Source organism: Aureimonas ureilytica DSM 18598 = NBRC 106430 (assembly GCF_000382705.1).
Lineage (GTDB): Bacteria > Pseudomonadota > Alphaproteobacteria > Rhizobiales > Rhizobiaceae > Aureimonas > Aureimonas ureilytica.
In genome coordinates this window covers 352,568-375,758 of record NZ_ARQE01000004.1, presented here as the reverse complement: position 1 = coordinate 375,758, position 23,191 = coordinate 352,568, and the positions used below count along the sequence as shown (strand labels likewise).

The 23,191-nt window shown below is 69.5% G+C and carries 23 protein-coding genes; 13 read left to right on the top strand and 10 right to left on the bottom strand.

The genetic code is table 11. The features are described from left to right. Positions 1-55: 55 nt before the first annotated feature. Together B146_RS0111815 and B146_RS0111810 are read left to right on the top strand one after the other, a co-directional pair. Positions 56-2,410, top strand: a complete 2,355-nt coding sequence (locus B146_RS0111815) for a xanthine dehydrogenase family protein molybdopterin-binding subunit (protein WP_019996653.1) — start codon at positions 56-58, stop codon at positions 2,408-2,410. A gap of 14 nt (positions 2,411-2,424) precedes the next feature. Then, a complete protein-coding gene (locus tag B146_RS0111810) occupies positions 2,425-3,225 on the top strand; it encodes an FAD binding domain-containing protein (RefSeq protein ID WP_019996652.1) in 801 nt (266 codons plus the stop codon). Between the two features lie 91 nt (positions 3,226-3,316). Here B146_RS0111810 and B146_RS25845 read toward each other — a convergent pair whose 3' ends face one another. Continuing rightward, positions 3,317-3,820 carry a BA14K family protein gene (locus tag B146_RS25845; RefSeq protein ID WP_019996651.1) on the bottom strand — a complete coding sequence of 168 codons (504 nt, stop codon included), beginning with the start codon at positions 3,818-3,820 and terminating at the stop codon, positions 3,317-3,319. Between the two features lie 203 nt (positions 3,821-4,023). Further along, positions 4,024-4,455, bottom strand: coding sequence for a BA14K family protein (locus B146_RS27750; protein ID WP_019996650.1), 432 nt, complete (start codon positions 4,453-4,455; stop codon positions 4,024-4,026). A gap of 216 nt (positions 4,456-4,671) precedes the next feature. Here B146_RS27750 and B146_RS0111795 point away from each other — a divergent pair, with 216 nt between their 5' ends. Together B146_RS0111795 and B146_RS0111790 are read left to right on the top strand one after the other, a co-directional pair. Next, positions 4,672-5,913: a putative DNA modification/repair radical SAM protein gene (locus tag B146_RS0111795; protein ID WP_019996649.1), complete on the top strand. Its 1,242-nt coding sequence runs from the start codon at positions 4,672-4,674 to the stop codon at positions 5,911-5,913. 247 nt (positions 5,914-6,160) lie between these two features. Then, positions 6,161-6,544 carry a helix-turn-helix domain-containing protein gene (locus B146_RS0111790; RefSeq protein ID WP_060577666.1) on the top strand — a complete coding sequence of 128 codons (384 nt, stop codon included), beginning with the start codon at positions 6,161-6,163 and terminating at the stop codon, positions 6,542-6,544. A 76-nt stretch (positions 6,545-6,620) separates the two neighbouring features. Here B146_RS0111790 and B146_RS0111785 read toward each other — a convergent pair whose 3' ends face one another. Next, a complete protein-coding gene (locus tag B146_RS0111785; protein ID WP_019996647.1) occupies positions 6,621-7,784 on the bottom strand; it encodes a M20 aminoacylase family protein in 1,164 nt (387 codons plus the stop codon). A gap of 145 nt (positions 7,785-7,929) precedes the next feature. Here B146_RS0111785 and B146_RS25835 point away from each other — a divergent pair, with 145 nt between their 5' ends. Both B146_RS25835 and B146_RS0111775 read left to right on the top strand, forming a co-directional pair. Then, complete coding sequence (locus B146_RS25835; RefSeq protein ID WP_019996646.1) at positions 7,930-9,138, top strand: D-alanyl-D-alanine carboxypeptidase family protein; 1,209 nt, start codon at positions 7,930-7,932, stop codon at positions 9,136-9,138. Continuing rightward, positions 9,135-10,319, top strand: coding sequence for a CobW family GTP-binding protein (locus tag B146_RS0111775; RefSeq protein ID WP_026358550.1), 1,185 nt, complete (start codon positions 9,135-9,137; stop codon positions 10,317-10,319). Before B146_RS25835 ends, B146_RS0111775 begins: the two co-directional genes overlap by 4 nt. Here B146_RS0111775 and B146_RS25830 read toward each other — a convergent pair. Next, positions 10,313-10,606, bottom strand: coding sequence for a sulfurtransferase TusA family protein (locus B146_RS25830; RefSeq protein WP_051091544.1), 294 nt, complete (start codon positions 10,604-10,606; stop codon positions 10,313-10,315). The two genes, B146_RS0111775 and B146_RS25830, sit on opposite strands and share 7 nt — an antisense overlap. Before the next feature lie 29 nt (positions 10,607-10,635). On the opposite strand from B146_RS25830, the gene B146_RS0111765 reads away from it, so the two are divergent. Both B146_RS0111765 and B146_RS25825 read left to right on the top strand, forming a co-directional pair. After that, positions 10,636-11,184, top strand: a complete 549-nt coding sequence (locus B146_RS0111765) for a DUF924 family protein (protein ID WP_019996643.1) — start codon at positions 10,636-10,638, stop codon at positions 11,182-11,184. Between the two features lie 129 nt (positions 11,185-11,313). Next, on the top strand, positions 11,314-12,627 hold the full coding sequence (locus B146_RS25825; protein ID WP_019996642.1) for a GNAT family N-acetyltransferase: 1,314 nt from the start codon (positions 11,314-11,316) through the stop codon (positions 12,625-12,627). A gap of 23 nt (positions 12,628-12,650) precedes the next feature. Here B146_RS25825 and B146_RS0111755 read toward each other — a convergent pair whose 3' ends face one another. After that, the gene (locus B146_RS0111755) at positions 12,651-13,529 is read right to left on the bottom strand and encodes an N-acetylmuramic acid 6-phosphate etherase (RefSeq protein ID WP_019996641.1); all 879 of its coding nucleotides are present in this window, start codon (positions 13,527-13,529) and stop codon (positions 12,651-12,653) included. Between the two features lie 204 nt (positions 13,530-13,733). Between B146_RS0111755 and B146_RS0111750 the strand changes: the two genes are divergently transcribed. The 3 genes from B146_RS0111750 to B146_RS0111740 all read left to right on the top strand — a co-directional run bounded on the left by B146_RS0111750 (position 13,734) and on the right by B146_RS0111740 (position 16,108). After that, complete coding sequence (locus B146_RS0111750) at positions 13,734-13,919, top strand: hypothetical protein (RefSeq protein ID WP_019996640.1); 186 nt, start codon at positions 13,734-13,736, stop codon at positions 13,917-13,919. Between the two features lie 164 nt (positions 13,920-14,083). Beyond that, entirely contained in the window at positions 14,084-14,620 is a 537-nt protein-coding gene (locus B146_RS0111745; protein WP_019996639.1) for a peroxiredoxin, read from the top strand. 42 nt (positions 14,621-14,662) lie between these two features. Further along, the gene (locus B146_RS0111740; protein ID WP_019996638.1) at positions 14,663-16,108 is read left to right on the top strand and encodes an aldehyde dehydrogenase family protein; all 1,446 of its coding nucleotides are present in this window, start codon (positions 14,663-14,665) and stop codon (positions 16,106-16,108) included. Here B146_RS0111740 and B146_RS25820 read toward each other — a convergent pair. Beyond that, positions 16,093-16,977 (bottom strand): 1-acyl-sn-glycerol-3-phosphate acyltransferase, encoded by an 885-nt coding sequence (locus B146_RS25820; RefSeq protein WP_019996637.1) that lies wholly within the window; start codon positions 16,975-16,977, stop codon positions 16,093-16,095. The genes B146_RS0111740 and B146_RS25820 overlap by 16 nt on opposite strands. Before the next feature lie 71 nt (positions 16,978-17,048). After that, on the bottom strand, positions 17,049-17,969 hold the full coding sequence (locus tag B146_RS0111730; protein ID WP_019996636.1) for a LysR family transcriptional regulator: 921 nt from the start codon (positions 17,967-17,969) through the stop codon (positions 17,049-17,051). Positions 17,970-18,080: 111 nt separating this feature from the next. Between B146_RS0111730 and B146_RS0111725 the strand changes: the two genes are divergently transcribed. Together B146_RS0111725 and B146_RS0111720 are read left to right on the top strand one after the other, a co-directional pair. Then, complete coding sequence (locus B146_RS0111725; RefSeq protein WP_019996635.1) at positions 18,081-18,968, top strand: VOC family protein; 888 nt, start codon at positions 18,081-18,083, stop codon at positions 18,966-18,968. 125 nt (positions 18,969-19,093) lie between these two features. Continuing rightward, on the top strand, positions 19,094-20,074 hold the full coding sequence (locus tag B146_RS0111720; protein WP_019996634.1) for an asparaginase: 981 nt from the start codon (positions 19,094-19,096) through the stop codon (positions 20,072-20,074). 140 nt (positions 20,075-20,214) lie between these two features. Here B146_RS0111720 and B146_RS25815 read toward each other — a convergent pair whose 3' ends face one another. From B146_RS25815 to B146_RS0111705, 3 genes are read right to left on the bottom strand one after another with little or no spacing between them, the layout of a single operon-like run. After that, complete coding sequence (locus B146_RS25815) at positions 20,215-21,246, bottom strand: hemin-degrading factor (RefSeq protein ID WP_081630969.1); 1,032 nt, start codon at positions 21,244-21,246, stop codon at positions 20,215-20,217. Next, positions 21,234-22,043 carry a heme ABC transporter ATP-binding protein gene (locus B146_RS0111710; RefSeq protein ID WP_019996632.1) on the bottom strand — a complete coding sequence of 270 codons (810 nt, stop codon included), beginning with the start codon at positions 22,041-22,043 and terminating at the stop codon, positions 21,234-21,236. Before B146_RS0111710 ends, B146_RS25815 begins: the two co-directional genes overlap by 13 nt. Positions 22,044-22,051: 8 nt before the next feature. Further along, on the bottom strand, positions 22,052-23,161 hold the full coding sequence (locus tag B146_RS0111705) for a FecCD family ABC transporter permease (RefSeq protein WP_051091560.1): 1,110 nt from the start codon (positions 23,159-23,161) through the stop codon (positions 22,052-22,054). Between the last annotated feature and the right edge of the window lie 30 nt (positions 23,162-23,191).

Genomic DNA, 23,191 nt, shown 5'->3' with positions numbered 1-23,191 from the left:
CGCCGGCCTCGCGCGCATCCCGCCCGCCCCGATCAGCATCTCGGGAGGATGGAACATGGGTATCGAAGGGTTCGGCGCGCGGGTCCTGCGCAAGGAGGACCGCCGCTTCATCACGGGCCGGGGGCGCTACACCGACGACATGGTGGTGCCCGGCATGAAATTCGCCGCCTTCGTGCGCTCGCCCCACGCCCATGCGCGGATCAAGGGGATCGACGCCGAGGCCGCGCGGGCCATGCCCGGCGTGATCGACATTCTCTCCGGCGATCAGTTGAAGGCCGACGGCATCGGCAATCTGATCTGCGGCTGGGCCGTCACCTCCAAGGACGGTTCGCCCATGAAGATGGGCGAATGGCCGGCGCTGGCGGTCGGCACCGTGCGCCATGTCGGCCAGGCCGTCGCCGTGGTCGTGGCCGAAACCCGGCTTCAGGCGCGCGACGCGGCGGAAGCCGTCGAGATCGACTACGAGCTTCTCGACGCGGTGGTGGAAGGGCCGGCGGCGCTGGAGGCGGGCGCGCCCGAAATCCACCCCGAGGCCCCCGGCAATCTCTGCTTCGACTGGGAACTCGGCGACGCCCGCGCCACGGAGGAGGCCTTCTCGCGCGCCGCGCATGTGACGCGGCTCGACATCGTGAACAACCGTCTCGTGCCGAACGCCATGGAGCCGCGCGCGGCACTCGGCGTCTACGATCCGGCTGACGATCACTACACGGTCTGGACGACGTCGCAGAACCCGCATGTGGCGCGGCTCGTCATGAGCGCCTTCTACAATGTCGCGCCCGAGCACAAGCTGCGCGTCATCGCGCCCGATGTCGGCGGCGGCTTCGGCTCCAAGATCTATATCTATCCCGAAGAGATCGTCTGCCTCTGGGCGTCCAAGCGCACCGGCGTTCCCGTCAAATGGACCTCCGATCGCTCCGAGGCCTTCCTGACGGACGCGCATGGGCGCGACCATCACACCCATGTCGAGATGGCCATCGACGCCGACCACAAGGTGATCGGCCTGCGGGTCGAGACGGTCGCCAATCTCGGCGCCTACATGTCGCTCTTCTCCTCGGCGACCCCGACCTATCTCTACGCGACGCTGCTCTCGGGCCAGTATGACATCCCGGCGATCTACGCGAATGTGAAGGCCGTCTACACCAACACGGTGCCGGTGGACGCCTATCGCGGCGCGGGGCGGCCGGAGGCGACCTATGTGATCGAGCGCACGATGGAAACGGCAGCGCGCGAGCTGGGCCTTGCGCCGGACGAATTCCGCCGCAAGAACTTCATCACCAGCTTCCCGCACCAGACGCCCGTCATCATGAACTACGACACGGGCGATTTCGCCGCGACGCTGGACGCCGCGAAGAAGGCGGCCGATGTCGACGGCTTCGAGGCGCGCCGCGCCGAGGCGAAGGCCAAGGGCAAGCTCCGGGGCCTCGGCTATAGCTGCTATATCGAGGCCTGCGGCATCGCGCCGTCCAAGGCGGTCGGCTCGCTCGGCGCAGGCGTCGGCCTGTGGGAATCGGCCGAAGTGCGCGTCAATCCCGTCGGCACGATCGAAATCCTCACCGGCTCCCACAGCCACGGTCAGGGCCACGAGACGACCTTCGCTCAGCTCGTCGCCGAGCGCTTCGGCCTGCCGGTGGACAATGTCCAGGTCATCCATGGCGACACCGACAAGGTGCAGTTCGGCATGGGCACCTATGGCTCGCGCTCCGGCGCGGTCGGCATGTCGGCCATCGCCAAGGCGCTCGACAAGGTGGAGGTGAAGGCCAAGAAGATCGCCGCCCATCTTCTGGAAGCTTCCGACGACGACATCGTGATCGAGAACGGCGAGGTGAAGGTCGCGGGCACCGACCGCAAGCTCGCCTGGCACGAGGTCGCGCTCGGCGCCTATACGGGCCACAACCTGCCCGATGGCATGGAGCCGGGCCTGAAGGAGGGCGCTTTCTACGATCCGCAGAACTTCACCTTCCCGGCCGGCTGCTACATCTGCGAAGTCGAGGTGGACTCCGAGACGGGCAAGGTGGAGGTCGTGCAGTTCGTCGCCGCCGACGATTTCGGCCGCATCGTCAATCCGATGATCGTCGAAGGGCAGGTCCATGGCGGCCTCGCTCAAGGGATCGGGCAGGCGCTTCTGGAAGGCGTCCATTACGACGCGTCGGGCCAGCTCGTGACCGCCAGCTACAACGACTACGCCATGCCCCGCGCCTGGGACCTGCCGATGTTCGAGGTGCTGACCACGGAGACGCCCTGCACCACCAATCCCTTGGGCATCAAGGGTTGCGGCGAGGCCGGCGCGATCGGCTCGCCGCCGGCGGTCATCAACGCCATCACCGACGCGATCGGCACCAACGAGCTGACCATGCCGGCAACGCCGCAGAAGGTCTGGCGCGCCCTGCGCTCGGCCGGCACGGCGAACTGAGGGAGGGGAGAGGCATGTACGAGACCCAATATCATCGCGCGACCTCGCTCAGCGAGGCCGCCCAGCTTCTCTCCGGGGCTGGCGAGGAGGCGAAATATCTCGGCGGCGGCATGACGCTGATCCCGACCATGAAGGCGCGGCTCGCCGCGCCCTCGGCGCTGATCGATCTGCGGCATGTCGCGGAGATGAAGGGCATTTCCGTGGAGGGGCGGAGCGTTCGCATCGGCGGCGGCACGACGCATTTCGAAGTGGCCAATTCCGACGCGATCGAAGCGGTCGCGCCGGGCTTCACGGAGCTCGCCCAGCTGATCGGCGATCCGGCCGTGCGCCATATGGGCACGATCGGCGGCGTCTGCGCCAATTTCGACCCGGCGGCGGATTATCCCGCCGCGCTTCTGGCGCTGAACGGCACGATCGAGACCGATCGCGGCGAATATTCCGCCGACGACTTCTTTCTCGGCCTGTTCGAAACGGCGCTGGGCGAGGGCGAGATCGTGAAGGCTATCAGCTTCGAAGCCCCCGATGCCTCGGCCTACGAGAAGTTCCGCAACCCGGCCTCGCGCTATGCCATGTGCGGCGTCTATGTCGCCCGGCGGGGCGGCGAGGTCCGCGTGGCGGTGACGGGCGCGGGCTCGAACGGGGCCTTCCGCTGGCACGAGGCGGAAGCGGCCCTGTCGGCGCGCTTCGAGCCGGAGGCGATCGACGGCTTGAGCGTGCCGGAAGGCGACATGATCGGCGATCTGCACGGCTCGTCGGACTATCGCGCGGCGCTGGTTCCCGTCGTCGCCAAGCGGGCCGTGCGCAAGGCGCGCTGAGAGACGGTGAACCCATCCCACGAAAAAGGCGCCCGGCGATGAACCGGGCGCCTTTTTCGTTTCAGATCATCCGGTTCGGCGGAGCCGCCCGCTACCAGATGTTGCAGCGATGGCGATAGCCGTCATTGCCGATATAGGTGTCGGTGCGCGCGTCGTAGGAGCGGTAGCGCGCGAAGCAGGCGTCCACATGCGCCTGACGCGTGTTGGTGCCGTAATCGTCGTAGTACCGGGCCTGTCGCGGCTGGCGATAGGTGCGACGGGCCGGAACCGTGTCCTCATAGCTCGGCGGGGCGACGCCATAGGCCGGATAGCTCTGGCGCGGCGGGTCGTAGGTCGGCGCGGGCGCCTGCTGGGGCTGCGACAGGGCCGAGCCGAGAAGCGCGCCGGCGGCAAGGCCGATGGCGCCGCCCAGAAGCGCGTCGCCCGCATCGATACCGCCGCGATGGTGACGGCGGGGTGCTTCCCGATAATAGCCGCGCGGCGGCGGCGGCGGCTCGCCGATATAGCCGGGGCCATTGTCCCAGACCTGAGCCTGCGCGGTGCCGAGGCTCGTTGTCAGCGTGCAGGCGGTCAGAACGGCAAGAAGAATGCGCATGGTGCGAACTCCGGAGCGACGGATGCGCCGCTCTTCAAACTCCCGGACGATCCGAGGCGACGAAGCGGCTTCAGTGCGGTCAATCTACCGGCGGCATCCTGAATGACGGCTGAATGCGATCGCGATCATTTGATCGCTTCCCGACAAAAGAAAAGGGGCCGGCATGGCGCCGACCCCTGTTCGTCCGCTCGTCGGCTGCCCGCTCAGAGGCGGCAGATGCGACGCTCGCCCGCGCTGTTGGCGACATAGGTGTTGGTGCGCGGGTCGTAGGTCCGGTAGCGGGCGGCGCAGCGGGCCACCTGATCGCGGCTCACCACCGCGCCGTTCGAGGCACCACCGGCGGCCGCCGCGCCGAGCGCGGCACCGGCGGCGAAGCCGAAGATCGCCGCGGCGCCCGAATTGTCGCGACGGTCCCGATAATTGTCGCGGTACCAGCGATTGTAGCGGCGGTTGTCCCAGCGGCGCGCATCGCGACGGAACTCGCGGCAGTCGCGGGCGCCCGGATTGCGGGCGCAGAAGCGCTCGACGAAGCGTTGACGCTCGCGGAACCCCTGAGCCTCGGCGGGGGCCGAGAAGGTGACGCTGCCGGTTCCCAGAACCACGAGCGCCATGAAGACCTGACTGAAACGACGCATGAAAAAACTTCTCCCTTGAAACGACCCGCCGGACGGAGGGGACGAGCCGGGCGAACGCCCGATCGCTCCACCGGTTCCGGCCGATGATGAATGCAAGCTAGGCTTACGGTTCTGAACCTCACCTGAACGGGCCGCGACCGCGCGTCACAGGTGCGGGCGGTGGAAAAGGCGCGGAGCTCGATGGCCGGAACGAAAGGGGAACTCTATATGGGTGGGATGGCCAAGATGACCTTGATGGACAAGCTCGCCATCCTCAGCGATGCGGCGAAATACGATGCGTCCTGCGCGTCCAGCGGCACGTCGAAGCGCGATTCGATGAAGTCCGGCGGCATCGGCTCGACGGAGGGCTCGGGAATCTGCCACGCCTATGCGCCGGACGGGCGGTGCATTTCGCTCCTCAAGATCCTGATGACGAATTTCTGCATCTACGACTGCGTCTACTGCGTGAACCGCTCTTCCTCCAACGTGGCGCGGGCGCGCTTCAGCGTGGAGGAAGTGGTGAAGCTCACCATGGCCTTCTACAAGCGCAACTATATCGAGGGCCTGTTTCTCTCCTCCGGCATCATCCGCAGCTCCGACCACACGATGGAGGAGATGGTGCGCATTGCCCGCAAGCTGCGGATGGAGGAGAACTTCTCGGGCTATATCCATCTGAAGACCATTCCCGACGCGTCGCCCAAGCTCATCGAGGACGCGGGCCTCTTCGCCGACCGCCTGTCGATCAATATCGAGCTGCCGACCGACGTCGCGCTCGAAAGCCTCGCGCCCGAAAAGAAGCCGCGCGACATCCGCCGCTCCATGGGCCATCTGCGCATGAAGATCGACGAGGGGAGGGGCGAGAAGCGCGAGCGCGTGAAGCCGCCGCGCTTTGCGCCGGGCGGCCAGTCCACGCAGATGATCGTCGGGGCCGACGGCGCCGACGACGCGACGATCCTCACCCGCTCGGAAAATCTCTACGGCAACTATCGGTTGCGGCGCGTCTACTATTCCGCGTTCTCGCCCATTCCCGACGCGTCGAACCGGTTGCCCTCCGCCAAGCCGCCTCTCATGCGCGAGCATCGCCTCTATCAGGCGGACTGGCTGATGCGCTTCTACGGGTTCGAGCGCGCCGAGATCGTGTCGTCGGGCGAGAACGGGATGCTGGATCTCGCGATCGACCCCAAGCTCGCCTGGGCGCTGCGCCATCGCGACCGCTTTCCGGTGGACGTGAATCGGGCCGATCGCGAGATGCTCCTGCGCGTTCCGGGCCTTGGAACGCGTTCGGTGGATGCGATTCTCTCCTCGCGCCGTCACCGCACCCTGCGGCTCGACGACGTGGCGCGGCTGTGCCGCTCGATGGACAAGGTCCGGCCCTTCGTCTGCGCGCTGGACTGGACGCCGGGCGCGCGCCTCGACGAAGAAAACCTGAGAAGCCGGCTGACCGGACGAGCCAAGGCCGAGCAGCTTTCGCTTTTTTGACGTGCAGGCTGCCTTTTTTCCCTTATCATTTATCCCCGGGTTCTATTAAGCATGGCGCGCGAAGGTTGCAGTCTGCCGGGGTGGGGATCACAATTTCGTCACCGCCGCGCTATCATGTCGGCAGTCGAATCGAACTGGAATAGGCAACGCAGGCCGGACCGATCTCTTGCCCCTGGGGTTGGGTGATCGGTCGTCCCACTCACGCTTGTTGCATTTCCGCTCTGGGCCCGGATGGAAGATGGTCGAAATGCAGTATGAGGTGTCCGAGTTGAAGGCCGAGCGGGATCCAATCGACGTGCAGGTGGGCGCGCGTCTTCGTTTGATTCGCACGTCACGCCGCGTATCGCTCGAGGAACTGGGGCGCCGGATCGGCGTGACTTATCAGCAGATCCAGAAATACGAGACCGGCGCCAACCGCATCAGCGCCAGCACGCTCTACCGTATCGCCAAGGCCTTCGAGACCAGCCCGATGTTCTTCTTCGAAGGACTGGACGAGAGCGAGCCGGCGCAGCCCGTGGCGAGCCGCGAGACGCTCCAGTCCTCGCTCGCTCTTTCGCGCATTCCCGATATCGAAGTGCGCCATCGCCTGCGCGCGCTGATCGAGGCGCTGGACCCCGAAGGCGTTCGCTGAACCTCGTCTTCCTCTCTTCGACGAATAGGAGCCGGCGTCGTCGCCGGCTTTTTCGTGTCGGGTGTCCGAGAACGGCTCACGCCGCCAGGGGCAGGGCCTGCTCCGTCAGCGCCACCCAATAGGCGACGCCGAAGGGCGCGGCCTCGTCGGCGAAATCGTAGCGCGGATGATGGAGCCCGGCGCTCGGTCCGTTGCCGATGAACAGGAAGGCGCCCGGCCGTCGCTCCAGCATGAAGGAGAAGTCCTCGCCGCCCATCAGGGCGGGGACGGCGCGCTCGACCTTGGCATCGCCGACGACGCTCGCCGCCACGTCGCCGCAGAAGCGCGCCTTCTCGGCGTCGTTCTGCGTCACCGGATAGTTTCTGGCATAGCGGCTTTCGGCCGTGAGCCCGTGCGCGGCGGCGATGCCGGCGGCGATCTCGCCGATGCGGGTTTCGGCGAAATCCTGCGTCGCGTGGCGCAGCGAGCGCACCGTGCCGGAGACCGTCGCGCTTTCGGGAAGGACGTTGCGCGCGAAGCCCGAATGGAACTGCGTCACCGAGACGACGAGCGAATCCAGCGGGTCGACATTGCGCGAGACGATCTGCTGCAGCGCCTGCACCAGGGCGGCGCCCGCCAGGATCGGATCGCGCGTCTGGTGCGGGATCGCGGCATGGCCGCCGCGCCCGGACAGCTCGATCGAGAATTCGTCGGTCGCCGCCATGATCGGGCCGGGATTGATCGCGAACGTGCCGACCGGCAGGCCCGGCAGGTTGTGCATCCCGTAGACCTCCTCGATCCCGAAACGCTCCAGAAGTCCGTCCTCGATCATCGCGCGCGCGCCGGCGCCCCCTTCTTCGGCGGGCTGGAACACGAAGGCGACCCGGCCGGCGAAGCGGCGCGTCGCGCACAATTGGCGCGCGGCGCCGAGCAGCATGGCCATGTGCCCGTCATGGCCGCAGGCATGCATCTGGCCGGGGCGGCGCGAGGCATAGGGAAGGGACGTGTCCTCCACGATCGGCAGCGCGTCCATGTCGGCGCGCAGCGCGATCGTGCGCCCGGGCGCCTGGCCGTTCGCCAGGCCCACGACGCCGGTGCGCCCGAGGCCCGTCACCACCTCGTCGCAGCCGAACTCGCGCAGCCGCGCCGCCACGAAGGCCGCCGTGTCGTGCACCTCGTAGAGGAGTTCGGGCATGGCATGCAGCGTCTGGCGCCAGATGGCGAGGTCGGAAGCTTGGTCGAGGCTCTGCGAAACGGGCATGGGAAGTTCCGGGCGGTGCCATAGAATGGCGACAAATGAACCTTCTTAAAACGTTCGCCCTATCCTGACACGAGTCGGGTGCAGGTGCGAAGAGGCTGGACGCGGCCGTTTTTCGCACGTCGCTGGAAAAAGAAAGAGGACGAGGATGCGGGCGAAGGCTCAGCTCAGGAGTTTCGTTCTGGCCGCCGTCATGGCGGCCTTGCCGTTCGCGGGCGCGGCGGAGGCCGCCAACACGATCGCGATCGACGTCGCCACCGGCAAGGTCCTGTCCCAGAACAACGCCACCCAGCGCTGGTTTCCCGCCTCCACCACCAAGCTGATGACCGCCTATCTCGCGCTGAAGGCGCTGGAGGAGGGAAGCGCCCAGCTCGACACGCCCGTCGTCATGACGCGCGACGCGGCCCGGCAGGCGCCCTCCAAGATGGGCTTTCCGCCCGGCTCGGTGATGCGCCTCGACATGGCGCTGCGCATGATGCTCGTGAAGTCGGCCAACGACGTCGCCTATTCCATCGCCCAGACGCTCGGCGGCGGCTCGACCGAGGTCTTCGTCGGCGCGATGAACCGCGCGGCGGCCGATCTCGGCATGCAGGACACGCATTTCATCAATCCGAACGGCCTGCCGGGCGAGGGGCAATATTCCAGCGCCAAGGATCTGGGCCTCCTCGCCGTCGCCATCCGCCGCGAGTTTCCCGCCTTCACCGACTATTTCTCCACCGAGGCGATCACGATGGGGCAGGCCGTGATCAAGAACGGCAACGGGCTGCTCGGCCGCTACAAGGGCGCCGACGGCATGAAGACGGGCTATATCTGCGCCTCCGGCTTCAATCTCGTGGCCTCGGCCACGCGCGACAATCGCACGATCGTCGCGGTGGTGCTGGGCGCCGAAGGGCCGATCGTGCGCGAGCGTCTGGCGGCCGAAGTCATCGAGAACGGCTTCAACACCAATCCGCGCTCGATCCGCGAGACGGTGCAGGACCTGCCGCATTCGGAAGGGCCGCCGGTCGATGTCAGCGCCGCGATCTGCTCGGCCGCCGGCCGCACGCAGCGCGCCAACGAGCGCGAAAGCGAGGAAACCCGGCCCGAGACCTTCGGCTCGCCCTATATGAGCGAGCTGACGCGCCCGCCCGCCTCCGTGCCGGTGGCGCTCGGCGGCGCGGCGGCGGGGCGCGGCTTTCCGGCCGGCATTTCCATGGTCGCCGCCTATGGCATCCCGATCCCGACGCCGCGCCCGACCGACACGGGCGAGGCCGCCGCGCCCGCCCGCCGCGCCCTGCGCGAGGGCGACGCCGACGCGATGCGTCCGGGCGCCGACATTCTGGGCGCGCGGATTCGCGTGGCGGGTGAGGCCCGATGAGCGCCTTTTCTCCTGCGGGTCCCGTGCCGGTCACGGTGCTGACGGGCTTCCTCGGCGCGGGCAAGACGAGCTTCCTCAACCGGCTTCTTCGCTCGCCGGAAGCGCGCGACACGGCCGTCATCGTCAACGAGTTCGGCGAGGTCGGGATCGACCATCTCCTCGTGGAAACGGCCCGCGAGGGCGTGATCGAACTTGCCGACGGCTGCATCTGCTGCACCGTGCGCGGCGATCTCGTGGACACGCTGGCCGAACTCGTGGACCGCGTGCAGACGCAGCGCCTCGCGCCCTTCCGCCGCGTGGTGATCGAAACCACGGGGCTGGCCGACCCGACGCCGATCCTCGCCATGCTCATGGCGCATCCGGTGCTTCTCCAGCATTTCGCGCTCGACGGCGTGGTGACGCTGGTGGACGCGGTGACGGGCGCGGCCTCGCTCGCCGAGCGGCCGGAAGCGCAGCGCCAGGTCGCCTGCGCCGATCGCATCCTCGTCAGCAAGACCGATCTCGCGCCCGACTGGGCCGGGCTCGCCGGCGCGATCCGCGCCTTCAACCCGCGCGCGCCGATCCGCCAGGCGCAGGCGGCCGGCGCGGCCGAGGCCTTCGGCTGCGGGCTCCTCGATCCCGAAACGCGCAAGGCCGATCTCGCCCGCTGGATGGGCGAGGAGGGGCAGGATCGTCAAGACCACGGGCATGACCACGATCACGCCCATCCCCACGATCACGATCATTACCATGATCACGACCACGAGTGCGGTCACGATCACGGCGGCGCCTGCGCGCATCCGAGCCACAATCGGCCCCATGCCCATGGCGGCGTCGCCTCCTTCGCGCTGACGCACGCCGCGCCGATCGCATCGAGCGATCTGGAGGCCTTTCTGGATCTTTTGTTCCTGCGGCAGGGCGAGCGGCTCCTGCGCATGAAGGCGGTGGTGCGCCTGCGCGAGGACGAGGCGCATCCGCTCGTGCTGCACGGGGTTCGCACCTATCTGCATCCGCCCGTGCGCCTGCCGGCCTGGCCGGACGGCGAGGCCCCCGGCTCGCGCCTCGTCCTGATCGGCGACGGGCTGGACGAGCGGCTGGTGCGCGATCTCTTCGCCGCCTTCACCGGCGCGCCGCGCATCGACGCGCCGGACCGGGCCGCGCTTCTGGACAATCCGCTCTCGCTCGGCAGCCGGGGCTACTGATCGGCCGCCCCCAGCCCCTTGCGGATGGAAAACCGCCAGCCGCCCCCGCTCAAGGGGGCGGGCGGCTCGGCCTCGTGACCTTCGCTGCGGCAGAGATGCAGGAGATCGAGCCGGGCCAGCGGGTCGTCGGCGAGAACCACCAGCCACGCGCCGGGCGCGCGCCGGCCGAGCGCCTTCTTCGTGCGCAGCACGGGCAGCGGACATTTCAGGCCGCGAAGATCGAGCCGATCCTCAAGTTCGGCTTTGTCCTCCTTGCAGGCGTTCCTATCTAACCCGTCAGTCCCCATCGATCCTCAACCTCCGCCGAAGCGAGCCCATGAGCGATTACTCGATCGACCCGCAGACCATCGTCGATTTCTGGCGCGATCTCGGCCCCGAGCGCTGGTTCGCCCGCGACGACGAACTGGACGCGACGATCGCCCAGCGCTTCGGCGATGTCTATGAGCGCGCCGCGCTCGGCGAACTCGACCATTGGGCCGAGGAGCCGAACGGCGCGCTGGCGCTGGTTCTCCTGCTCGACCAGTTCCCGCGCAACATGTTCCGCGGCACGCCGCGCGCCTTCGCCACCGACGAAAAGGCGCTGGCGCTCGCCAAGGCGGCGCTCGCGCGCGGCGACCATTATCATGTGGGCGAGGACATCAACCAGTTCCTCGCCATGCCGCTCATGCATTCCGAAGAGCTCGGTGATCAGGAAGCCTGCGTGCGCTGGATGCAGGAGATCGGCGAGGAGAACGTGCCCTTCGCCGAGGAGCATCGCGACATCGTCGCGCGCTTCGGCCGCTTTCCCCATCGCAACCCGATCCTCGGCCGCATGACCACGCCGGACGAGCAGGCCTATCTCGACGGGGGCGGCTTTGCGGGCTGAGGGCGTCGGATGGCCGGCCACAGAATTGGGTGAGCGGCCTTCGGCTCGCTTGGTTATAAAGCGTGCCTTAACGAGCGCGGCGTAATTTTTGCAAATGGCAAGTCTGGCAACGCGGCGTAGAGGCGTTTGATGAGCAACGCCGAGCAGGTGTTGGAAGAGGAAGCGTTGGATCGGTCTCACCCCTCGGACGCCGGTGCCGATGAGGGACAGGCACCGCGCGCGGAGCGGCTTCGCCTTCTACCCGGAGAGCCGAACCAAGCCGAGCGGTTCACGGGAACGCGGCGCATCTCCATCTACAAGCCGCATGACGCCTTCTCGCTGGTGGACGAACTGCGCCACCTGTCGCGGCGCGCCATCGAGGCCAATGTGTTTTTCGAGCCGCGCTTTCTCGTGCCCGCCATGCCCCGGCTGGACGAAAAGGCGGTTCGGCTCATCGTGGTGCGCGACGAAGAGGGCGAGCGCAGCCGCCTGCGCTTCTTCATGCCCTTTTCCGTGGAGGCCGCCGCCTCCTTCGGCCGGCGCAAGGTCGTGCGCGGCTGGACCCATCCGTTCGGCCGCCTCGGCGTGCCGCCGCTCGACACGGACGACCCGGAGGCGACGGTCGCCGGCCTCTTCGAGGCGATGGGCTCGCCGACGCGCCGCGTGCCGCCGCTCCTCGTCCTGCCCGACCTGCCGCTGGAAGGCGCGCTGGCGCGGCTCGTGATCCGCACGGCCTTGTCGCGCGGCCTCGCCATGGCCTTGTCGGACCGGAGCAGCCGCGCCGTTCTCGACGCCTCGATAGGCCCGGCCGAGACCTATCTGCGCCGGGTGCTCGGACCCAAGCGCCATCGCGACCACGGGCGCCGGCTGCGCATCCTCAAGGCCATGGGCTCCTTGTCCTTCGAGGCGGCGTCGGACCCGCTTTCGGTGCGCGAGGCCTTCGAGGATTTTCTCTATCTGGAGGCTTCGGGCTGGAAGGGCCGCGCCGGCAGCGCCCTCCTACAGGACCGCCATCGCACCGCCTTCGCGCGCGAGGCGGTGAATGGCCTCGCGGCGCAGGACGGCGCGCGCGTCTATTCGCTGCGCCTCGACGGCGAGGCGATCGGCAGTCTCGTGGTGCTGCTTTCGAATGGGCGGGGCGTCGCCTGGAAGACGGCCTTTGACGAGCGCTTCGCCCGCGCCCGGCCCGGAGCCTTGGTCGCGTCCCTCGCGACCGAAGCCATGATCGCCGATCCCACCATCCTGTCGGTGGACAGTTGCGCGGTGCCCGACCACGGCATTCTCAATCCGCTCTGGCGCGACCGCGTCGAGGTCGGCACGCTCGTGATCTCGCTCGATCCGGCCGCGAACAAGGACGTGCCGCGCGTCGCCGCCGATCTCGACGATCGGCGCCGCCGCCTCCACCGCCGCTGGAAATGGCGTTCGCGCCTGAAGGATTTCATGGCGCGCCTCGCCAGCCGCTGAGAGTCCTTTCATGTCGCCGCGCGTCAGCCACGCGTTTCGGCCTCGGCGCGCAGAATGGCCTCGCGAATGCGCCCGTCCGAGGCTTCCAGCGCCGCGCGGGCGCGCTCCAACCCGCATTGCGTGACATCGGCCACCATGCGCTCGGCTCGTCGGCGCAGCTTTTCGTTGCTGGGGCGCATGTCCACCATGCGACCGCGAAACACCTTGCCGAGCCTGATCATGACGGCGGTGGACAGGAGGTTCAGCGCGATCTTCTGCGCGGTGCCGGCGGCGAGCCGCGTCGATCCCGCCAGCGCCTCCGCCCCGGTCCGCAGAAGGATGGGACATTCGCTGGAGTGAAGGAGCGGCGCGTCCGGGTCGTTGGCGAGGCCGACGGTGAGGGCGCCGCGCTCGCGCGCCGCCTGGACCGAGGCGAGCGTGAAGGGGGTGCGCCCGCTGGCCGCCACGCCGATCACCACGTCGCGCGCGCAGACGCCGCTCTCGGCGATCAGGGCGCGGGCGGTGTCCGTGTCGTCCTCGGCCCCTTCGCGGGCGAGCGCGAGACTGGTGACGCCGCCTGCCAGCAGAAACACCGCGCGCTCCGCCGGCCAGTTGAAGGTCGGCCCGAGTTCCACCCCGTCCTGCATCGCAAGGCGCCCCGACGTGCCTGCTCCGCAATAAACGAGCCGGGAGGCGCGATCGCCGCCGAGCCGTCGGGCGACCGCTTCCGTCGCCCGTTCGATCGCGGGCAGGGCGGCTTCCACGGCGGCGACGGCGCCCGCCTGCCCGCCGAGAAGGGCTTCGAGAAGGCCGGCCGTCGAGCGGGTTTCCAGATCGCGAAAGCGCGGATCGGCGCGCTCCGTTTCCGGCAGGGATTCGGAGGCGGACGGGGGAGGGGGCGAGGGGGGCTGGGAAACCGTCATGGCCGGACTTGAGAGCTTTCGACTGCGAATGCTCCAGAACCGCTCGGCCCCGGGAAAGGGTTCCCGACGCTCATCAGGCGCGGGAGCCCGAGACGATGGCAACCAAGGCCTGGAACACGTCGCGTGGCCGGTTTCGACCATTTTTTCCGAAACCCGATCGATCCCCGCTCGTTGCTCCCATGAACCTCGAAAGGGAGACGAACCATGTCGGCAGGACAATCCAACGGCACCGGCGCGATGACCGAACTTCAGGACGAGAAGGTCAACAAGAATCAGATCCTCAGCAATCGCGACAAGGCGCAGCGCGAGGACAGTTTCGGCCTGGACAGCCGGGGCGTGAAGATCGACGAATACAAGGACGTGCCGTCCAACAAGCGCGGCGACGCCTGACGCCAGGCGCCGCGTTCCGGCAGGATGGGGGCTCGCCACGCAGGAGGCGGGCCCCTTTCGCATTGCGCGCCGGCGCGACCCTGCGACCTTGCCTCCGGCCGGGCGGCGCAGGACAATCCGCCCCGAATCGGCGCCCGGCGCCGGAGGTTTTGGAGGAGGGGGTAATGCAGCCCGATCGCGTTCCCGACGTCGTCTTTTCCACGCGCGTGCGCAACGACGCCCTTGGCGGGCCGAACCCGTTCGAGTGGAAGCACCTCACCACGGCGGAGGTTTTCTCGGGCAAGCGCATCGTCCTCTTCGCGGTGCCCGGCGCCTTCACGCCCGCCTGCTCCGAGACGCACCTGCCGGGCTTCGAGACCCATTACGACGACTTCCGCGCGCTCGGCGTGGACGAGGTGATCTGCCTGTCGGTGAACGACGCCTTCGTCCTGTTCCAGTGGGCGCGCAGCGCCAAAGTCGAGAAGGTCTTCATGCTGCCGGACGGCAATGGCGACTTCACGCGCCGCATGGGCCTTCTCGTGCAGCGCACGCGCACCGGCATGGGCCTGCGCAGCTGGCGCTATTCCATGCTGGTGGAGGACGGCGCGATCGTGAAGCTCTTCGCCGAGCCCGGCGTGCGGGACGAGCCGGAGGGCGTCGGCGTCGACGTATCGGACGCGGGCACGATGCTCGCCTTCCTGCGCGAGCGCGCAGGCATCTGAGCCCGCCTGAGCCCGCTTGAGAAACCAAGGATCGCTGCCCCGATGAGCCCTCTTCCGACGACGAACGCGCTGAAATTCTACATCGACGGAGCCTTCGTCGATCCCGCGACCCCGAAGACCCTGGCGGTCGTCGATCCCTCCACCGAAGAGCCCTGCGCCACGATTTCGCTCGGATCGGCGGCGGATGTGGACCGCGCGGTGACGGCCGCGCGCCGCGCCTTCGAGACCTATGCGCTGACGAGCCGCGAGGAGCGCCTGTCGATCCTGCGCCGGCTTCTGGCGGTCTACGAGGGCCGCGCCGACGAAATGGCCGCACTCATCAGCCGCGAGATGGGCGCGCCCTTGCCCTTCGCGCGCGCTTCGCAGGTCGGGTCGGGCCTGCGGCATCTCCAGGTCGCGATCGAGACGCTGGAGCGCTTCTCCTTCGAGACGCTGCGCGGCACGACGCTGGTGGCGCAGGAGCCGATCGGCGTCGTCGGCATGATCACGCCCTGGAACTGGCCGATGAACCAGATCATGTGCAAGGTCGCGCCCGCGCTCGCGGCCGGCTGCACCATGGTCCTGAAGCCCTCCGAACTCGCGCCGCTCAACGCGCTCCTCTTTGCCGAGATCGTGGACGAGGCGGGCGTTCCGCCGGGCGTCTTCAACCTCGTCAACGGCGACGGGCCGGGCGTCGGCGAGGCGATCTCGCGCCATCCCGACATCGACATGGTGTCCTTCACGGGCTCGACCCGCGCCGGCATCCTCGTCGCCAAGGCGGCGGCCGACACGATCAAGCGCGTGCATCAGGAACTCGGCGGCAAGTCCGCCAATATCCTCCTGCCGGATGTCGATCTGGAAATGGCGGTGACGAAGGGCGTGGCCGGCTGCTTCGGCAATACGGGCCAGAGCTGCAACGCGCCGACGCGCATGTTCGTGCCGGCCGATCGGCACGAGGAAGCCGCCGACATCGCCGCGCGCGCCGCCGCGCGCTTCAAGGTCGGCCCGGCCGACGCGCAAGGCATCGATCTCGGCCCGGTGATCGGCGGCGCGCAATACGAGAAGATCCAGGGCCTGATCGACACCGCGATCGCGGAAGGGGCGCGGCTGGTGGCCGGCGGCCCGGGCCGGCCGGACGGCATGAACCGGGGCTATTTCGTCAGGCCGACGGTCTTCGCCGAGGTGACACCGGACATGACCATCGCCCGCGAGGAGGTGTTCGGGCCGGTTCTCTCCATCCTCTCCTACGAGAGCGAGGACGAGGTCGCGCGCCTCGCCAACGACACGGTCTACGGTCTCGCCTCCTATATCCAGTCGGCCGACCCCGAGCGCGCCCGGCGCATGGCGCGGCGGATGCGCTCGGGCAATGTCTATCTGAACTATCCGGCCTGGGACCCGGAAGCCCCGTTCGGCGGCTACAAGCAGTCCGGCAACGGGCGCGAATATGGCGTGTTCGGGCTGGAATCCTTCCTGGAGATCAAGGGCATCGTCGGCTACGGCGCGGCCTGACCAGCCGCCCTCGCGCGCTGGCGCAGCGCTCGGAGCGCAGCCCCCGGCGCGTCCTGCCGGGGCGCGGGCCCCGGCGCCATCTCGAACACCGACCGGCGCAGGAGCTCGGTCAGCGCGCGCCCGTCCGCCGCCTCGAGGGGCCGGATCGGCGCGCCGACGGTCAGGCGGATCGGGCGCCCGTAAAGCCGACGGAACGCGCCGAGCAGAAGCCCGTAGCGCAGGGTCTGCGACCACTTGCTGACGAGATGGAAGAGCGGTCCGTTCTGCCCGTGGACATGGACCGGCAGCACGGTCGCGCCGCCCCGGCGCACCAGCTTGGCGGTGAACTGCTTCCAGGGCAGGTCCTCGGCCCGGCCGAACATGGCGCCGGCCGTGGCGACGCCGCCAGCCGGAAACACGATGATCGCGACGCCCTCTGCTAGAAGGCGCATGGCCTCGCGCCGCGTGTTCAGGGTCAGCGCCTGCGCCTCGCGCGTTTCCTCGAAGGCGATGGGCAGGCCGCACTCGGCCATTTCCTCGATCCGCATCAGGTCGTTGCTGACGAGGATGCGAAAGGGCCGGCCGAGCGTCTCGGCGAGCGCCAGAAGCGCCGCGCCGTCGCCGATGCCGAACGGATGGTTGGCGACGATGACGAGCGGTTCGTTTGGGGCGATGTCCGGCGGGAAGCTGCCGCCGATGTCGAGCCGGATGCGCATCAGATCGAGCATGGCGCGAAAGCGCGTCCGCGGTTCGCGCCGCGCCGTCTCGCGCCACTCGGCGTAAAGGCGCGCCAGCTTGCGCCGTCCCACGGCCTGTTCCACGGAGCGGATCACGACGCGGCGCAGAAGCGGGTCGTGAGGGCGGGCATAGCTCAGTTCGGGAAACAGCATCGGCACCGGGCGACTTCGGGTCTGGCGGGTCGAGTCTAGGCCGCGCGCCTGACGGTTCCATGACAGGCGTATCAGTCGAGGTCGCGGTCCCAGGGCGGGGTCGGCCCGAAGCGCTCGGCGAGGAAGTCGAACAGCGCGCGCACCTTGGCGGGCGGGCGGCGGTTCATGGCGTGAACCGCGAAGACGCCGGGCAGTTCGGACGGGGGATGGTCGAGCCGCAGCTGCACGAGGCGGCCGGCGCGCAGCTCGTCGCCGAGAAGAAAGGTCGGCTCGTAGACGATGCCCTGTCCCGCGAGCGCCGCGGCGACCAGCGCATCGCCATTGTTGGCGCGCAAGGACCCGGAGATCGCCACCGCCACCGCGCCGTCGGGCCCGAACTGCCAGCGGTCGGCCCCGAGCATGGGCGAGAGCGTGTAGCCGAGGCACTCATGCGCGGCGAGGTCCGCGACGCGCCTGGGCGTGCCGCGCGCGGCGAGATAGTGGGGCGAGGCGGCGAGCGCGAGGCGGCAGGGCGCCAGCCGGCGGGCCATCAGGTCCGGCCCGCGCAGGCGCCCGATGCGGATCGCCGCGTCCCATCCTTCCTCCACGAGATCCACCACGCGGTCGCTGAGGCCAAGATCGACGGTGAGATGGGGGTGCAGCCTCGCGAAGTCGGCGAGCAACGGCGCGACCTCGCGCACGCCGAAGGACACGGGCACGTTGAGCCGCAGCGTGCCCGAGACGTCCAGCCGCTCCGCCGCCGCGCTCGCCTCCGCCTCGCTGAAATCCGACAGAATGCGCTCGACGCTTTCGAGATAGTGCCGGCCGGGCTCGGTCAGCGCCACCTTGCGCGTCGTGCGATGCAGGAGCTTGACGCCGAGCCGCTCTTCCAGCGCCGCCATGTGCTTGGTCGCCATGGTCTGCGACATGCCGAGCGCCCGCGCGGCGGCCGACAGGCTTCCGAGCCCGGCCACCCGCGCGAACACTTCCAACCCGGTCAGGCGATCCAGCATCGACTCACTCTCCTGGTTGGAAGTCTTATGCCAGGCGGCCGGATTATCAAACCCGAGGGGAAGGCGCATATCAGGGATACGTTTTCTCTACGAGGCGCAAGGAATCCGATCATGACCCTGCAGAGCCCATCCGCCTTCCCGTCCGACGCCGATCCGATCCTCGCCGGGGCGCCCCACCGCATCGGCCGCGTCAGCCTGACGGTTCACGACCTGGCTGGGGTCGGCCGCTTCTACACCGAAGCGCTCGGGCTCGATCGGATCGAGGAGACCGCCGAGCGGGCCACGCTCGGCATCGATGGCCGCGTGCTTCTGGACCTCCGCCGCGACCCCGCCGCGCGCCAGCGCTCGCCGCGCGAGGCCGGTCTTTTCCACACGGCCTTCCTCCTGCCGAGCCGCGCCGATCTCGGCGCCTGGCTCGCCCATGCCGGCCGGTCCGGCCTTCGCCTTCAAGGCGCGGCCGACCATCTGGTCAGCGAGGCGGTCTATCTCGCCGATCCCGAAGGCAACGGGATCGAGGTCTATGCCGATCGGCCGAGCGCGATCTGGCCGCGCGCCGACGGGCAGATCGAGATGGACAACGCGCCGCTCGACGCAGAGGGGCTGATCACCGAGGGCGCCGCGCGTCCCTGGGGCGGCTTTCCCAAGGGCGGATCGGTCGGCCATGTCCATCTTCAGGTCGGCGCGCTGGAGGCGGCGGAGGCGTTCTACGGCGGGCTCCTCGGCTTCGACGTGACCTGCCGCTATCCGGGCGGCACGTTCTTCGGCTCGGGTGGCTATCATCACCAGCTCGCCACCAATGTCTGGAACAGCCGGGGCGCCGGCCCGCGCGCCTTCCCGTCCACGGGCCTTGCGGAGGTCGAGATCCTGACACACCCGGACGCGATCGAGCGGGTGCGCGCCCGCCTGCCGGCCGGGACGGAGGCCGGCGAGGAAGCGGGCCGCCTGACGCTGCGCGACCCCTGGGGCACGGCGATCGCCCTGGTCGCGAGCGCGCGTTAGCCCGAGCGCCAGCCGGCCACCGGACGCGCGGTGGACAGGCCCGGCGCGAACGGGCAGAAGCGCGAAGACCCCCGGCCGCCCGTCGAAGGCGGCCGGCTTCTTCCGCTCCTGCACGAGGCCCGGCCATGGCGCGCATCCAGCTCATCACGACCGGCGGAACCATCGCCTCGCGCCCCGGCGGCGCGCGCTCCGACGTCGTGGCCGAGATGTCCGGCGAGGAACTGCGGGCCGGGCTGCACGACCGGCTGGAGGGGATCGAACTCGCGGTGGACGATTTCTGCCGCGTCGGCTCCTCGGCGATCGACCTGCCGCTCGCCTTCTCGATCGCCCGGCGCATTGCCGAACATGTCGGCCGGCCCGATTGCGACGGCGTCGTCGTCACCCATGGCACCGACACGATGGAGGAAAGCGCCTTTCTGGCCGATCTTCTGGTCGGCGGCACCAAACCCGTCGTGTTCACGGGCGCGCAGCGCAGCGCCGACGCCCCCGACACGGACGGGCCGCGCAACATCGCGCAGTCGGTGCGCCTCGCCGCGTCTCCCTTGGCGCGGGGGCTCGGCGCGCTGGTCTGCTTCGAGGACGAATTCCACGCCGCGCGGGACGTCACGAAGACCCACACGTCGCGAACCGACACGTTCCGCTCGGGCGAGCATGGCAAGCTCGGCGAGGTGGACGGCGAGGACGTGATCCTCCATCGCCGCCCGCTGATCCGGCGGACCTACGCTCCGGCGCGGCTCGAAACCGAAGTGGAACTCGTGAAGCTCGGCCTCGGCACGGGCGACAAGGTGCTTCGCTATCTCGCCGCGAGCGGCACGAAGGCGATCGTGATCGAGGGGTTCGGGCGCGGCAACTGCCTGCCCTCGGTCACCGAGGCGATCGGCGAGATCGTCGCGGGCGGGGTTCCCGTCATCATGTGCTCGCGCTGCCCGGAAGGCCGCGTCAAGCCGATCTACGGCAATGGCGCGGGCAAGGACGTGGCGCGCAAGGGCGGCCTCTTCGCGGGCGATCTCACCGGCGTTAAGGCGCGCATCCTCGCGTCCGTCGTGCTCGGCCTCGAGGACGGGCCGGCGCGCCTTCGCGAAGAGATCGCCTTTTTCGGCGGGTAGCGCCCCGCCGGTCCGGCCCCGGCGAGGCGCTGTTCGCCTAATCCTCGAACGCGCCGCCCGGCGCATTTCCAGCGAAAGCCTAAAAGGCTTTCGCGCCCGGACAATGCGAGAAACAAGGATTTGGAGCATGTCCGGCGAACTTATGTTCGATGGACGTGCTCCAGTCCGGCGACCAGGGCGCGCCAGCGCTCGTCCTCGGGGCCCTTCTCGTCGCGTACGCCGAAGAACTGCACCGCCAGCGAGCCGGCCGCGTCGTAGAGTTCCACGGATGTCAGCGCGCCCCAGCGCGTCGGCTTGCGCACGGCGAAGGCCTCCGCCACGAGGTCCTCGCGCAGATGCAGGTCGAAGCCGGGGTCGAGCACGTTGATCCAGGGGCCCATGGCGCGGATGCGCTCGACCGGGCCTGAATGGATCTGGATGCAGCCCCGGCTGCCGACGAAGCACATGATTGGCAGGGCGCCGGCGCTCGCCGCTTCCAGAAGCTGCGTCGCGGCCTTCGCCCCGAGCGGGCGCGCATGCGCCTCGCCCATCAGCGCCAGCGCGCCGCGCCGGCCGAGCTTGTGGCGGCGCAGGAGGGGCACGAACTCGTGGACATCCGCCATGGCCGCGAAGTCGCGGCGGAAGGCCTCCTCGTCGATCGCCTCCGCCACGGGGTCCGCCGGATAGGGCGTGACGACGAGCGGCCCGCGCTCCGCGACGGCGAAGCGCGCCCGGAGCGCCTCGAAGGCGGCGACATCGGAGGCGGGGCGCAGATGGATCTTCAGCGCGGCATGGCCGGCGCGGTCGAAGATCTGGATCGAGCGGCGCGGCTCCCCTTCGCCGGGAATCTCGACCGCGAAGGCCGAGGCCCAGGCCTTCGGAAACAGGCGCAGGTCGAGCGGCGGGTTGATGACGAGCCCGGCTTCCTTCCCGAAGCGGATGCCGCCGAACCGGCCGACCTTCTCGTGAACCGCCACGTCGTTGCGGGTCAGAACCATGATCTCGCCGAGCGCGGGCAGCGCGTTGACCAGCGCTTCGGCCTCCAACGCGAGGCGCACGACCTCCGGCCCGTCATGCGCGGCGAGAAGCTCGGCTTCCGACAGGCCGAGTTCGGCGGCGAGATCGCGGCTGCGCTTGCCGGTGGCGAAGAAGGGCGTCGCGGAGGGCTGCGCGGGGTCGGTCAATGTATCCATTCGGAGGTCCTCGAAAGCGGTGCCGCCGTCTGCGGCAGAACGAAGGGTTGAGGCGGGAAGGGCGTCGCGCCGACGGGCAGCCGGACCCCGAAGACCTCTTCCACCAGCGCGTCGGTGAGAATGGCGGCGGGCGGCCCGTCGGCGGCGATCTGTCCCAGCGAGAGCGCGATCAAGCGGTCGGCATAGCCGGCCGCGAGGTTGAGGTCGTGCAGCACGGCGACCACGGCGCCGCCGCCCCGCGCGAAGTCGCGCGCCAGCCCCAACACGGCGAGCTGGTGGCGGATGTCGAGGCTGGAGACCGGCTCGTCCAGAAACAGAAGCGCCGGCTTGCCGTGCCGCACCGGCGCGCCGATCTGGCAGAGCACCCGCGCCAGATGCACGCGCTGCTGCTCGCCGCCGGACAATTCGCCATAGAAGCGGGCGCCGAAGCTCGCCAGATCGACGCGCGCGAGCGCGCCCCGGATGGCGGCCGGATCGCGCGCCCGCCCGGCCGCCTCCAGGCCGAAGCTCACGACTTCGGCGACGGTGAAGGGAAAGGCGAGGCTGGAGCCCTGCGGCAGCACGGCGCGCCGCCGCGCGAGGCGCTCGGGCGCCATGCGGGCGAGGTTTTCGCCGTCGAGCCGCACCGAACCGGAAGCCGGCTCCATCTCGCCCGTCATCAGCTTCAGCAGGCTGGACTTGCCGGCCCCGTTCGGCCCGATCACCACGGTGAATTCGCCCGCGCGGATGGTGAGCGAAAGCGGGCTGAGAACGAGGCGTCCCCGGTATTGCAGGCTCACGTCTTGAAGATCGAGCATGGGCAGCCTCAAAATCCCGCGAGGCCGCGACGGCGCAGGAGTATCCACAGGAAGACCGGCGCGCCGATCGCGGCGGTGAGAATGCCGATCGGCAGTTCCGCCGGGGCCACCAGCGTGCGCGCGACCATGTCGGCGAGAAGCAGGAGGATCGCCCCGCCGAGCGCGGCATTGGGCAGAAGCGTGCGATGGTCGGGCCCGAACCCGAGGCGCAGGAGATGCGGCACGACGATGCCGACGAAGCCGATCGTGCCCGACACCGCGACGGCGGCGCCGGTCGCCAGCGCGACGGTGAGGATCGTCAGCCGCTTCAGCCGCTGGACGCGGATGCCCAGATGATAGGCCTCCGCTTCGCCGAGCACGATGCCGTTCAGCCCGCGCGCCAGGAAAGGGGCGGCGAGAAGCGCCGCGCCCATCATCGGCAGCGCCGCCCAGAGCTTGCCCCAGGTCGCGCCGCCAAGCCCCCCGAGGCTCCAGAAGGTCAGGTCGCGCAACTGGTTGTCGTCGCTGAGATAAACGAGGAAGCCCGTGCCGGCGGCGGCGAAGGCCCCGAGCGCGATGCCGGCGAGAAGGATCAGCGCGACCGAGGAGCGCCCGGCCCGCGTGCCCACACGGTAGATCACCAGCGTCGCCGCCAGACCGCCGCCGAAGGCCGCGACGGGCAGGGCGTAGAGGCCGAACAGCGCCGCGAAGGGCGCGAGCGCGCCGCCCGACAGGACGATGGTCGCCACCGCCGCGAAGGCCGCGCCCGAGGACACGCCGATCAGGCCGGGATCGGCGAGGGGATTGCGGAACAGGCCCTGCATCATGGCGCCGACCAACGCCAGCGACGCCCCGACGAGCGCGCCGAGAAGCACGCGCGGCAGGCGGATCTGCCAGACGATCACCGTGTCGGCGAGCGAGGCGACCTGCCCCTTGGGGCCGGCGGCGAGGATGGCGGCGACCTTGCCGGGCGACAGGAAGGCCGGCCCCGTGCCGAGCGCGGCGAGAAACGTGGCGAGGAGAAGCGCGGCGAGGCCGAGCGTCGCGAGCCGGGCGCGGCGGCTGCGGTCGCCGGACAGCGCGGGCTCGCTCGCGGGCCGGGCGGCGTCGCTCGAAGCCTCCCTCTGTTCCGAGCGCATGGCCCTGCGCGCCTGCCGGACGGCGCCGAG

Excerpts from the sequence above, each read along its gene's own strand:
- B146_RS25830 (WP_051091544.1), bottom strand. The coding sequence starts at position 10,606 with ATGGGGACTGACGGGTTAGATAGGAACGCCTGCAAGGAGGACAAAGCC.
- B146_RS0111705 (WP_051091560.1), bottom strand. The coding sequence starts at position 23,161 with ATGCGCTCGGAACAGAGGGAGGCTTCGAGCGACGCCGCCCGGCCCGCG.
- B146_RS25820 (WP_019996637.1), bottom strand. The coding sequence starts at position 16,977 with ATGCTGTTTCCCGAACTGAGCTATGCCCGCCCTCACGACCCGCTTCTG.
- B146_RS0111765 (WP_019996643.1), top strand. The coding sequence starts at position 10,636 with ATGAGCGATTACTCGATCGACCCGCAGACCATCGTCGATTTCTGGCGC.
- B146_RS25825 (WP_019996642.1), top strand. The coding sequence starts at position 11,314 with ATGAGCAACGCCGAGCAGGTGTTGGAAGAGGAAGCGTTGGATCGGTCT.
- B146_RS0111755 (WP_019996641.1), bottom strand. The coding sequence starts at position 13,529 with ATGACGGTTTCCCAGCCCCCCTCGCCCCCTCCCCCGTCCGCCTCCGAA.
- B146_RS0111785 (WP_019996647.1), bottom strand. The coding sequence starts at position 7,784 with ATGCCCGTTTCGCAGAGCCTCGACCAAGCTTCCGACCTCGCCATCTGG.
- B146_RS0111730 (WP_019996636.1), bottom strand. The coding sequence starts at position 17,969 with ATGCTGGATCGCCTGACCGGGTTGGAAGTGTTCGCGCGGGTGGCCGGG.
- B146_RS0111740 (WP_019996638.1), top strand. The coding sequence starts at position 14,663 with ATGAGCCCTCTTCCGACGACGAACGCGCTGAAATTCTACATCGACGGA.
- B146_RS0111775 (WP_026358550.1), top strand. The coding sequence starts at position 9,135 with ATGAGCGCCTTTTCTCCTGCGGGTCCCGTGCCGGTCACGGTGCTGACG.
- B146_RS25835 (WP_019996646.1), top strand. The coding sequence starts at position 7,930 with ATGCGGGCGAAGGCTCAGCTCAGGAGTTTCGTTCTGGCCGCCGTCATG.
- B146_RS25815 (WP_081630969.1), bottom strand. The coding sequence starts at position 21,246 with ATGGATACATTGACCGACCCCGCGCAGCCCTCCGCGACGCCCTTCTTC.
- B146_RS27750 (WP_019996650.1), bottom strand. The coding sequence starts at position 4,455 with ATGCGTCGTTTCAGTCAGGTCTTCATGGCGCTCGTGGTTCTGGGAACC.
- B146_RS0111795 (WP_019996649.1), top strand. The coding sequence starts at position 4,672 with ATGGCCAAGATGACCTTGATGGACAAGCTCGCCATCCTCAGCGATGCG.
- B146_RS0111710 (WP_019996632.1), bottom strand. The coding sequence starts at position 22,043 with ATGCTCGATCTTCAAGACGTGAGCCTGCAATACCGGGGACGCCTCGTT.
- B146_RS0111810 (WP_019996652.1), top strand. The coding sequence starts at position 2,425 with ATGTACGAGACCCAATATCATCGCGCGACCTCGCTCAGCGAGGCCGCC.
- B146_RS0111750 (WP_019996640.1), top strand. The coding sequence starts at position 13,734 with ATGTCGGCAGGACAATCCAACGGCACCGGCGCGATGACCGAACTTCAG.
- B146_RS0111790 (WP_060577666.1), top strand. The coding sequence starts at position 6,161 with ATGCAGTATGAGGTGTCCGAGTTGAAGGCCGAGCGGGATCCAATCGAC.
- B146_RS25845 (WP_019996651.1), bottom strand. The coding sequence starts at position 3,820 with ATGCGCATTCTTCTTGCCGTTCTGACCGCCTGCACGCTGACAACGAGC.
- B146_RS0111720 (WP_019996634.1), top strand. The coding sequence starts at position 19,094 with ATGGCGCGCATCCAGCTCATCACGACCGGCGGAACCATCGCCTCGCGC.
- B146_RS0111725 (WP_019996635.1), top strand. The coding sequence starts at position 18,081 with ATGACCCTGCAGAGCCCATCCGCCTTCCCGTCCGACGCCGATCCGATC.
- B146_RS0111745 (WP_019996639.1), top strand. The coding sequence starts at position 14,084 with ATGCAGCCCGATCGCGTTCCCGACGTCGTCTTTTCCACGCGCGTGCGC.
- B146_RS0111815 (WP_019996653.1), top strand. The coding sequence starts at position 56 with ATGGGTATCGAAGGGTTCGGCGCGCGGGTCCTGCGCAAGGAGGACCGC.